The sequence below is a fragment of the Streptomyces niveiscabiei genome (assembly GCF_001419795.1).
In the GTDB taxonomy this organism is placed as follows: domain Bacteria; phylum Actinomycetota; class Actinomycetes; order Streptomycetales; family Streptomycetaceae; genus Streptomyces; species Streptomyces niveiscabiei.
Genome location: NZ_LIRL01000220.1, coordinates 1 through 8832 on the forward strand (window position 1 = coordinate 1; position 8832 = coordinate 8832).

Here is an 8832-nt window from a genome sequence, read left to right on the forward strand (position 1 = left end):
GGCCCCACCCCGGTCTGCGCGGCCTTCAGCACGGCGACCGAACGCCCCGCCGCGACCGCGGTGGCGGCGACCGCCGCCGTGACAGCGGTCTTCCCGACCTCCGTGCCCGTCCCCGTGACGACCAGGACCGCCATGCTCATCCCTCCCGCGCGGCGGCGCACACCGCGCGCGCGATCCGGGCGACGTCGTCGTCGCCGGTGACGTACGGTGGCATCGTGTACACGAGGTCGCGGAACGGCCGCAGCCACACGCCCTCGCGGACGGCCGCCGCCGTGGCCGCCGCCATGTCGACGGGGTGGTCCAACTGGACGACCCCGATGGCCCCGAGAACCCGGACGTCCCGAACTCCCGGCAGCGACAAGGCTGTTGACAGGCCCTCCGTCAACCCCGTCTCGATCCGCTTCACTTCGGCCGCCCAGTCCTGCCCGAGCAGCAGCTCGATCGAGGCGCGGGCGACGGCGGCGGCGAGCGGATTGCCCATGAACGTCGGCCCGTGGGCCAGCACCGGGACCTCGCCGCGCGAGATCCCCTCGGCGACCCGCGCCGTGCACAGCGTCGCAGCGAGCGTCATGTATCCGCCGGTCAGCGCCTTGCCGAGGCACATCACGTCCGGCGTCACCGCCGCGTGGTCCGCCGCGAACAGCGCACCCGTACGGCCGAACCCGGTCGCGATCTCGTCGAACACGAGCAGCACGCCGTGCTCGTCGCACGCCTCGCGCAGCACGCGCAGATACGCGGGGGAGTGGAACCGCATCCCGCCCGCCCCCTGCACGACAGGTTCCACGATGACGGCGGCCAGCTCGTCCGCGTGGCGCGCGATCGCCGCGCGCAGCTCATCGGCGTACCCCTCGTCGAACTCCGACGGGGGCGCGCCCACGAAGAGTTGGCGGGGCAGGACGCCCGACCACAGCTCGTGCATGCCCCCTTCGGGGTCGCACACGGACATCGGGTGCCAGGTGTCGCCGTGGTAGCCGCCGCGCCAGGTCAGCAGGCGCTGCTTGGCCGGGCGGCCCAGCGAACGCCAGTACTGGAGGCACATCTTGACCGCGACCTCGACCGACACCGAGCCCGAGTCCGCGAGGAACACGTGCTCCAGGCCGTCGGGGGTGATGTCGACGAGCGACTTCGCGAGCAGGACGGCCGGTTCGTGGGTGAGGCCACCGAACATCACGTGGCTCATGCGGTCGAGCTGCTCGCGCGCGGCCTCGTCCAGCGCCGGGTGCCGGTAGCCGTGGATCGCCGACCACCACGACGACATGCCGTCCACCAACTCGCCCCGGCCGTCCGCGAGTCGGAGCCGGACCCCGCTCGCCGCCTCGACGACGAGCGGTTCGACGGCGCCCGGCATCGGACCGTACGGATGCCAGACGTGCCGCCGGTCCAGCTCCAACAGCTCGGATACGTCAGGCATTCGGCGCGAGATCCGTTCCGACCCCGCGACGGCGGACGGCGACGAGGTCGGTACGGGGCTCACCGGACGCGGCCACCGGCGGCGCGGAGTCGGACGTACCGCACACCCCGCCCCCACCACAGCCCGCCGCATCCACCCGGTGCTGGGGCAACGTCACCTGATCCGCGCCCTCCACCTCGAATCCGGCGTCGGCGATCATGTCCAGGTCCGCCTGGCCCGTCTGCCCCTCGGTCGTCAGGTAGTCCCCGAGGAAGATCGAGTTGGCGACGTGCAGCGCGACCGGCTGCATCGACCGCAGATGAACTTCCCGCCCGCCCGCGATCCGCACCTCGATGTCGGGACACACGAACCGCACCATCGACAGAATCCGCAGACAGTGCTGAGGGCTGAGGTGCCACTCCTTCGCCAGCGGCGTCCCCTCGACGGGGATCAGGAAGTTGACCGGCACCGAGTCCGGGTCGAGCGCGCGCAGCGAGAAGACGACGTCGACGAGGTCCTCGTCGCTCTCGCCCATGCCCGCGATGAGCCCGGAGCAGGCGGAGAGCCCGGCCGCGTGCGCCTTGCCGACCGTGTCGACGCGGTCCGCGTACGTGTGGGTCGTCGTGATCTCGCCGTACGTCGACTCGGACGTGTTGAGGTTGTGGTTGTACGCGTCGGCACCGGCCTCGCGCAGCCGCTCCGCCTGGCCGTCGGTGAGCAGGCCGAGGCAGGCGCAGACCTCGACGCCCTCGTTCCCGTCCTTGATCGCCTTGATGGTCTCGGAGACCCGGTCGACGTCCCGGTCCGTCGGACCGCGCCCGGACGCGACCAGGCAGACCCGCTTGGCGCCCCCGGAGATCCCGGCGGCGGCCGTACGGGACGCCTCGTCCGGCTTGATCCACGTGTACTTGAGGATGCCGGTCGTCGAACCGAGGCGCTGGGAGCAGTACGAGCAGTCCTCGGGGCACAGGCCCGACTTGAGGTTGATGAGGTAGTTCAGCTTCACCCGGCGCCCGAACCAGTGCCGGCGCACCTTCCCGGCCGCGGCCACCACGTCCAGCACGTCGTCGTCCGAGGTGCGCAGCACGGCCAGCGCTTCCTCGCGGGTCGGCGGCTCGCGCCGAAGCCCCTTGTCCACCAGCGTCGTCAGCAGGTCCATGGGAGCCGATCCTGTCCTACCGGACGGCCCCGGGCCAAGGTGGGGACCGTACAACAGACCCCGCTTGACGTGTGGGTATTGCCACACAGTGGGCGGCTTGTCGGCCCGCTAGGGTCTGTTCGCTGTCTACAAAGCGCACAAGCCCCGGAGGAGCCATGGCGTTCGGCTGGATCGACGACCACGCACAGGTGCGCCGCCGCGCCGGACTCGTCCGCACCCTGCGCCCCCGCCCCGCCGACAGCCCGCTGCTCGACCTCGCGAGCAACGACTACCTGGGCCTGGCCCGCCACCCCGAGGTCACCGAGGGCGCGGCGCGGGCGGCCAGAACCTGGGGCGGCGGCGCCACCGGCTCCCGCCTCGTCACCGGCACGACCGAGCTGCACGCCGAACTGGAACGCGAACTGGCCGACTTCTGCGGCGCCGAGGCGGCCCTCGTGTTCTCCTCCGGCTACGCCGCGAACCTCGCCGCCGTCACCGCCCTCGCCCCCGAGGGCACCCTCGTCCTCTCCGACGCGGGCAACCACGCCTCCCTCATCGACGGCTGCCGCCTGGCCCGGGGCACGGTCCAGGTCACCGGCCACGCCGACCCGGAGGCGGTGCGCAAGACCCTGCGCACGCACGACGGCGAGGCGATCGTCGTCTCCGACACGGTGTTCTCCGTCGACGGCGACGCGGCCCCCCTCACCCGGCTCGCGGCGGCCTGCCGGGAAGCGGGCGCCGGGCTGGTCGTGGACGACGCGCACGGCCTCGGCGTGATCGGCGACGGCGGGCGCGGCGCGCCGTACGCGGCCGGGCTCGCGGGGGCCGACGACGTCGTCGTCACCGTCACCCTGTCGAAGTCGCTCGGCAGCCAGGGCGGCGCGGTGCTGGGACCGGCGAAGGTGATCGACCATCTCGTCAACGCGGCCCGCACGTTCATCTTCGACACGGGGCTCGCCCCGGCGGCGGCCGGAGCCGCCCTCGCGGCCCTGCGGCTGCTGCGGCGGGAGCCCGGGCGGGCGCTGCGGGCCCGCGAGGTCGCGGGCGAGCTGCACGACCGGCTGACGGCCGCGGGCCTGGACGCGGTACGTCCCGACGCCGCGGTCGTCTCCGTGCGCGCCCCGTCGCCCGAGGCGGCCGTCCGCTGGGCGGCGGACTGCCGGACGGCGGGGCTCGCGGTGGGGTGCTTCCGTCCCCCTTCCGTGCCCGACGGTGTCTCACGGCTGCGGCTGACCGCCCGCGCGGACCTCTCCGGGGTCGAGCTGGACCGCGCGGTGCGGGTGATCGACGCGACACGACCATGAGTCGGCGGCACGGCCGTGCTGGGGGTGTCTCAGAGGGCTGAGGCGAACTCCGCCCAGCTCCCCGGGGTGAAGAGCAGCGCGGGTCCGGTGGGGGACTTGGAGTCGCGGACCGCGAGGAGACCCGCGTACGGGGCTGTCTCCACGCAGTTGTTGGCTCCGGTGCTGTAGCTGCTGCGCAGCCACCGCGCCTCGTGCGGTGCGATATGCAGTGCGCTTGCGGAAGGAACGTTCCGAGGCAGTGCTGACATGGGGGTGCCTCCTTACGCGCCGTCACCTGTCCCGGCGATGAAATCCAATGAGTCCTCGGGTGAAAGGGCATGGATCTGAAGCTTGGTGAAAGCCTCCGAGTAGGCCCGGAGGTCTTCCTTCCCCTCAAGGTGATGACTACTCGTCAAGTGGTCGAGAACGACCACATCCAGATCGGAAACGCTCGAGAACGAGAAGACTACGAAAGGCCCGGTTACCCCGATATGCGCTCCCGCCGAGAACGGCAGTACCTGGAGCGTCACCTGAGGGAGTTTCGCGGCCTCCAGCAACCGTTCCAGTTGCGCCGCCATCACCTCGGGGCCGCCCACCTGACGGCGCAGCACCGCCTCGTCGAGGACGGCGCTCAGCAGCAGCGGCGGGTCCCCGCGCAGCACGTCCTGGCGGGCCAGCCGCACCTCCACCAGCGCGTCCAACTGCTCCTCGTCCACGCCCTCCAGGGCCGAGCGGGTCACCGCGCGGGCGTACTCGGGGGTCTGGAGGAGCCCCGGAACCACCGTCGTCTCCAGCGTGCGCATCGCGCTCGCCTGCGACTCCAGGCTGATGAAGTCCCGGTACGTGGGCGGCAGGACACCCCGGTAGGCGTGCCACCAGTGGTCCCGCCCGACGCTCTCGCCGTCCCCCGCGAGCACCAGCATCAGCTCCCGCAGCCGGACGTCGCTCACCCCGTAGGCGTCCAGGAGCAGCGCCACATCGGCCGGTTTCGCACTGCTGGTGCCGGTCTCGATCCGGCTCACCTTCGACTGGTGCCAGCCCACCAGCCGGGCCGCCTCGCCGCTCGTGAGCCGGGCCCGATTGCGTAACGCACGCAGTTCCGCGCCCAGTTTGCGGCGGCGTACCGCGGGGCCGTGTTGCATGCCCTTCTCCTCACTGCTCCCCATTACTCCTTGCGCGCCGCCCAAATCCGATCTGCCGTAGCAGAGTTCACCGCTTCGGGCGACAGATATATGCACATCCTGGTGGATCGCCGCACAGGAGGCCCGTGGAAATGGCAGTCTGACGGTGAAGCACCAGTCCGGGACCGTACTCGAACCATCCGCCTCGTGTCGGACGCCGGTCCCGTGGGAAAGGGACGACGTCGCCATGGCAGACCACCTGGAAGCATCCGTCACCCTGCCGAGCGACCCCGTGTCGGTCGCCGCGGCCCGTACCTTCACCGCGGGCACGCTCGCGGAGTGGGGCCTGCCGCCCGGCGCGGACCTCGCCGAGACCATCCGCCTCATCGTCTCCGAACTCGCCACCAACGCCGTCCAGCACACCCTCGGCCAGTCGCCGACCTTCACCGTCGACCTCGTCCTCGACCGGGACGAGCAGGTCAGCGTCGGCGTCACCGACAGCCACCCCAGGTTCCCCAAACGCCTCCCGGCCGCTGTCCAGCAGGACAACGGCCGGGGGATGGTGATCATCCGCTCACTGGCGGCGGAGTGCGGCGGGCGCCTCAGGGTGCGGCCCACCGAGGAGGGCGGCAAGACGGTCCTGTGCGAACTGCCCTGGACGGCGACGGCGCGGCCGGCTACTTGACGCGGCCGTACCAGACGCTCTTGGTCCAGATCTTCTGGAGCCGTACGACATCACCCGTCTTCGGCGAGTGCCACACCTTGTTGGCGCCCGCGTATATCCCGACGTGGTAGACGTTCGAGCCCGAGTGGAAGAAGACCAGGTCTCCCTTCTGCCGCTTCGACGCGGAGATGTGCTTGGTCTTGTTGTACTGCTGGCCGGTCGTGCGCGGCAGGGACTTGCCCGCCTTCTTGAACGCGTACTGCGTGAGCCCCGAGCAGTCGAACCGCTTCGGTCCGGCGGCGCCGTACTTGTACGGGGCGCCCTTCTTGGACGCCGCGATCTGGAGCGCCTTCGCCGAGACGGTGGCCGCCTCGGCACCGGAGGCGACACCCGGTACGACCACCGAGCCGCCCACGGCGGCCAGTGCGAAAGCCGAGACCGTACCGGCTCGGACCATCATCGACGGGACACGATTGAGCGCAGTCATGCGCAACCCTTCGTCAACCGCCTGAGAAGGATGACCTGTCGGATTCGGGCTGGCGAAGTTGGCCCGGCCGTGTCACCACGGCTTCACCCCAAGGGCTGCGCGGTACGGCCATGGCGCGACCGTTCCGGCGACCCGTACTGCTCGGGTCCTCCACTCCTGCCGATGCACTCCTGTCGACTCGGTCATCCGGGCAGCGGCAGGACTCGGCGTCCACCCGGACCGCCCCGCCTCTGGTGGCGGGGGCTTGTCGTCAGTCAGGGATCTTGACTCACTCGTGACCGAAATACCCAACGAATCCGAGGATTTGTGGCCTTACTCACGACTGAGCCATTCGGGTGAACAGTTCAGGAAGCGGCCACGTGTCCGTCACCTGCGCAGCCGTCGATCAGGGCGGGAATGCCCCGGTCCGCACCCCGTCTCCGCAGGTTGCGCAACCGCTGAGGGCCGCCGGAGGGAAACCTCGTTACGCCGAACGGGGGACGGTTCTACGCCACTGTCCGCCACCCGGCGGCCCTCCGGTGGCGATGCGTCATCACGCACCCCGCGACGCCCCCGTACGTCGCCGCGAGGGAGCGCGGGCGGAGGCACGCACGCGTGGAGCGAGGAGGCGGCGGGGGTGCGTGCTTCTGTGCGTCGAGGGGGCACGGGAGGGCGCGTGAGGCGCGCGGTCAGCTCCGGGGCGGCGGCAGCGTCACCCTCGCCGTACGCCGGTCGCCGTCCAGGACGCGCAGCGCCCGCGCCAGGGTCTCCGCGTGGACCTCGTGCTCGCCGCGCTGGTGCATCAGCGTCAGCGCGTCCCGCAGCGCCGCCGCCTTCGCCACCAGCGCCTGCGCCGCCCGAAGGCCCCGGTAGGTGTCACCGTCCCGGCTCGGGTTGATGCGGCCCAGCAGGTCCACGACCTCCAGATAGTGGTCGATCAGATCGGCCTCGGCGCGCGTCAGCGCCGGGAGCGGGGGGAGTTCCGGCAGCATCCAGCCCTCACCTTCCGCCGCTCGCCTCGCGGTTGGACACGATCCGGTCGACGAGGCCGTACGCCACCGCCGCGTCCGCGTCGAGCACCAGGTCCCGCTCGATGTCCTCGGTCACCTGCTCCGGGGCGCGGCCCGTGTGGCGTACGAGCATGTCCTCCAGGAGCGCGCGGGTACGGCTCAACTCCTCGGCCTGGATGGCGAGATCGCTGGCCTGGCCCTGGATCTCGCCGGCCTCGGGCTGGCCGATCACCACCCGCGCGCCGGGCAGCATCAGCCGCTTGCCCGGGGTGCCGGCCGCGAGCAGGATCGCCGCCGACGCGCCCGCCTGGCCCAGGCAGATCGTCTCCACCTCGCAGCTGACGTACCGCATCGTGTCGTAGATCGCCGCCATCGCCGTGAACGAGCCGCCCGGGGAGTTGATGTAGAGCGAGATCGCCTGGTCCGGGTCCTTGTACTCCAGGTGCATGAACTGGGCCATCACGTCGTTCGCCGAGATGTCGTCCACCGGCGTCCCCAGGAAGACGATCCGCTCCTCCAGGAGCTTCGAGTACGGGTCCAGCGTCCGGGTGCCGTTGTTCGTGCGTTCGTGGAACTCCGGCAGGACGTGGCGCGCGTGGGCATGGGCGGTCGGGCGGTTCATGGGGACCCTCCTTCTACGTCTGTAAAAAATGTACAGGACGTACGTGACGTTAGAATGAGGTATGGCCTATGAAATTCCGGTGACGCAAGCCAGGGCTGAACTCGCCGACCTGATCAACCGGGTCGTCTACGGCGGCGAGCGCGTCGTCGTCACGCGACACGGAAAACCCCTGGTGGCACTGGTCTCCGCGGCCGACCTGGAACGGCTCGACGCGATGGACACACCCGTCGAGGAACCGGTGATCAGCGCCGTGTCCACGGTCCGCGAGGTCACTTCAGCCCCTCGCGAACGGCAGCGCTTCGGAATCGCGGCGGAACACCGGGGACCGGCGGTGGGGTGACGCGATCGGTACGCCGGCGAGGTTGCCGTCATGCGGCGGCCGACTCCCGTACCCCGGAAGTCCTACGGCTCTTCAGTGCCGTACCCAGCAGTACCGCACCCAACCCGATCGCCGCCCACCAGGCCAGTGTGAGGGCCGGGCCCAGGGATGCCGCGCCGTCGAAGAAGGAGACCGAGCGCAGGAGGGTCGCGCCGGCGCCCGGGGGGAGCCACTGGCCGATCGTGCCGGCCGGGGCGGGGAGCATCTGGGGGGCCGAGGCGGCGCCGGAGAAGGGGTTGCCGAGGAGCATCACGACCGCGGAGACGAGGGCCATCCCGGCGCGCCCGACCAGCGCGGAGACTCCGGCCACCGCCGCGCTCACCGCGAGGGTCGCCAGGCCCAGGGTGCCCGCCTCCGCCCACCAGTCGCCGGTGAGGACGCCGAGCCAGCTGTCCGCGATGCCCGCCCCGACCGCGCCGACCAGAGCGGCCGAGCCCAGCAGCGCCGTGATCGCCGGCCAGCCCGCGAGGCCCAGCATCGTCACCGCGGCGCCGGCCGCGATCCCGGCGATCGCCAGCGGCAGGACGCTCGCGGTGAGGGCGGCGCCCCGGGGGTCCGTCGCCGGGGCGGCGACCACGTCCACCGTCTTGACGTCGGCCTGCTGGGCGACCGCCTGCTGGAGCAGCTGCGCGACGACGGGGCTCGCGGCGGACGCGGTGAGCAGCTCCATGCCGTCCGGGGTGACGACCACGGCGCCGTACACGTCCCGGTCCTCGATCGCGGCGCGGGCGGCGGCCTCGTCGGCGTACCGGTGGAGCT

At 71.6% G+C, this 8832-nt stretch carries 11 protein-coding genes; 3 read left to right on the forward strand and 8 right to left on the reverse strand.

The window, feature by feature from the left end:
* Positions 1–136: 136 nt before the first annotated feature.
* Entirely contained in the window at positions 137–1411 is a 1275-nt protein-coding gene (locus AOK24_RS12210; protein WP_055720083.1) for an adenosylmethionine--8-amino-7-oxononanoate transaminase, read from the reverse strand.
* A complete protein-coding gene (gene bioB / locus AOK24_RS12215; RefSeq protein ID WP_055720084.1) occupies positions 1404–2549 on the reverse strand; it encodes a biotin synthase BioB in 1146 nt (381 codons plus the stop codon). Before bioB ends, AOK24_RS12210 begins: the two co-directional genes overlap by 8 nt.
* A 155-nt stretch (positions 2550–2704) precedes the next feature.
* Between bioB and AOK24_RS12220 the strand changes: the two genes are divergently transcribed.
* On the forward strand, positions 2705–3832 hold the full coding sequence (locus AOK24_RS12220) for an 8-amino-7-oxononanoate synthase (RefSeq protein WP_055720085.1): 1128 nt from the start codon (positions 2705–2707) through the stop codon (positions 3830–3832).
* A 29-nt stretch (positions 3833–3861) separates the two neighbouring features.
* Here the strand turns inward: AOK24_RS12220 and AOK24_RS12225 are convergent, their stop codons facing one another.
* Together AOK24_RS12225 and AOK24_RS12230 are read right to left on the reverse strand one after the other, a co-directional pair.
* Positions 3862–4080 (reverse strand): DUF397 domain-containing protein, encoded by a 219-nt coding sequence (locus AOK24_RS12225; RefSeq protein WP_055720086.1) that lies wholly within the window; start codon positions 4078–4080, stop codon positions 3862–3864.
* Between the two features lie 12 nt (positions 4081–4092).
* Positions 4093–4953 carry a helix-turn-helix domain-containing protein gene (locus AOK24_RS12230; protein ID WP_055720093.1) on the reverse strand — a complete coding sequence of 287 codons (861 nt, stop codon included), beginning with the start codon at positions 4951–4953 and terminating at the stop codon, positions 4093–4095.
* A 226-nt stretch (positions 4954–5179) separates the two neighbouring features.
* Between AOK24_RS12230 and AOK24_RS12235 the strand changes: the two genes are divergently transcribed.
* Positions 5180–5617, forward strand: a complete 438-nt coding sequence (locus tag AOK24_RS12235; RefSeq protein ID WP_055720087.1) for an ATP-binding protein — start codon at positions 5180–5182, stop codon at positions 5615–5617.
* Here the strand turns inward: AOK24_RS12235 and AOK24_RS12240 are convergent.
* The 3 genes from AOK24_RS12240 to AOK24_RS12250 form a co-directional block, all read right to left on the reverse strand.
* Positions 5610–6083, reverse strand: coding sequence for a C40 family peptidase (locus AOK24_RS12240; protein ID WP_055720088.1), 474 nt, complete (start codon positions 6081–6083; stop codon positions 5610–5612). The genes AOK24_RS12235 and AOK24_RS12240 overlap by 8 nt on opposite strands.
* 668 nt (positions 6084–6751) lie before the next feature.
* Entirely contained in the window at positions 6752–7054 is a 303-nt protein-coding gene (locus tag AOK24_RS49640; protein ID WP_055720089.1) for a hypothetical protein, read from the reverse strand.
* Positions 7055–7061: 7 nt separating this feature from the next.
* Complete coding sequence (locus AOK24_RS12250; protein WP_055720090.1) at positions 7062–7694, reverse strand: ATP-dependent Clp protease proteolytic subunit; 633 nt, start codon at positions 7692–7694, stop codon at positions 7062–7064.
* Between the two features lie 61 nt (positions 7695–7755).
* Between AOK24_RS12250 and AOK24_RS12255 the strand changes: the two genes are divergently transcribed.
* Positions 7756–8034 carry a type II toxin-antitoxin system Phd/YefM family antitoxin gene (locus tag AOK24_RS12255; RefSeq protein ID WP_055720091.1) on the forward strand — a complete coding sequence of 93 codons (279 nt, stop codon included), beginning with the start codon at positions 7756–7758 and terminating at the stop codon, positions 8032–8034.
* A gap of 28 nt (positions 8035–8062) precedes the next feature.
* Here AOK24_RS12255 and AOK24_RS12260 read toward each other — a convergent pair.
* Positions 8063–8832 (reverse strand): hypothetical protein (locus AOK24_RS12260; protein ID WP_055720092.1); only part of this gene is annotated, 770 nt, incomplete at its 5' end.

Coding starts and splice junctions, on each gene's coding strand:
- AOK24_RS12210 (WP_055720083.1), bottom strand. CDS start 1,411: ATGCCTGACGTATCCGAGCTGTTGGAGCTGGACCGGCGGCACGTCTGG.
- bioB (WP_055720084.1), bottom strand. CDS start 2,549: ATGGACCTGCTGACGACGCTGGTGGACAAGGGGCTTCGGCGCGAGCCG.
- AOK24_RS12220 (WP_055720085.1), top strand. CDS start 2,705: ATGGCGTTCGGCTGGATCGACGACCACGCACAGGTGCGCCGCCGCGCC.
- AOK24_RS12225 (WP_055720086.1), bottom strand. CDS start 4,080: ATGTCAGCACTGCCTCGGAACGTTCCTTCCGCAAGCGCACTGCATATC.
- AOK24_RS12230 (WP_055720093.1), bottom strand. CDS start 4,953: ATGCAACACGGCCCCGCGGTACGCCGCCGCAAACTGGGCGCGGAACTG.
- AOK24_RS12235 (WP_055720087.1), top strand. CDS start 5,180: ATGGCAGACCACCTGGAAGCATCCGTCACCCTGCCGAGCGACCCCGTG.
- AOK24_RS12240 (WP_055720088.1), bottom strand. CDS start 6,083: ATGACTGCGCTCAATCGTGTCCCGTCGATGATGGTCCGAGCCGGTACG.
- AOK24_RS49640 (WP_055720089.1), bottom strand. CDS start 7,054: ATGCTGCCGGAACTCCCCCCGCTCCCGGCGCTGACGCGCGCCGAGGCC.
- AOK24_RS12250 (WP_055720090.1), bottom strand. CDS start 7,694: ATGAACCGCCCGACCGCCCATGCCCACGCGCGCCACGTCCTGCCGGAG.
- AOK24_RS12255 (WP_055720091.1), top strand. CDS start 7,756: ATGGCCTATGAAATTCCGGTGACGCAAGCCAGGGCTGAACTCGCCGAC.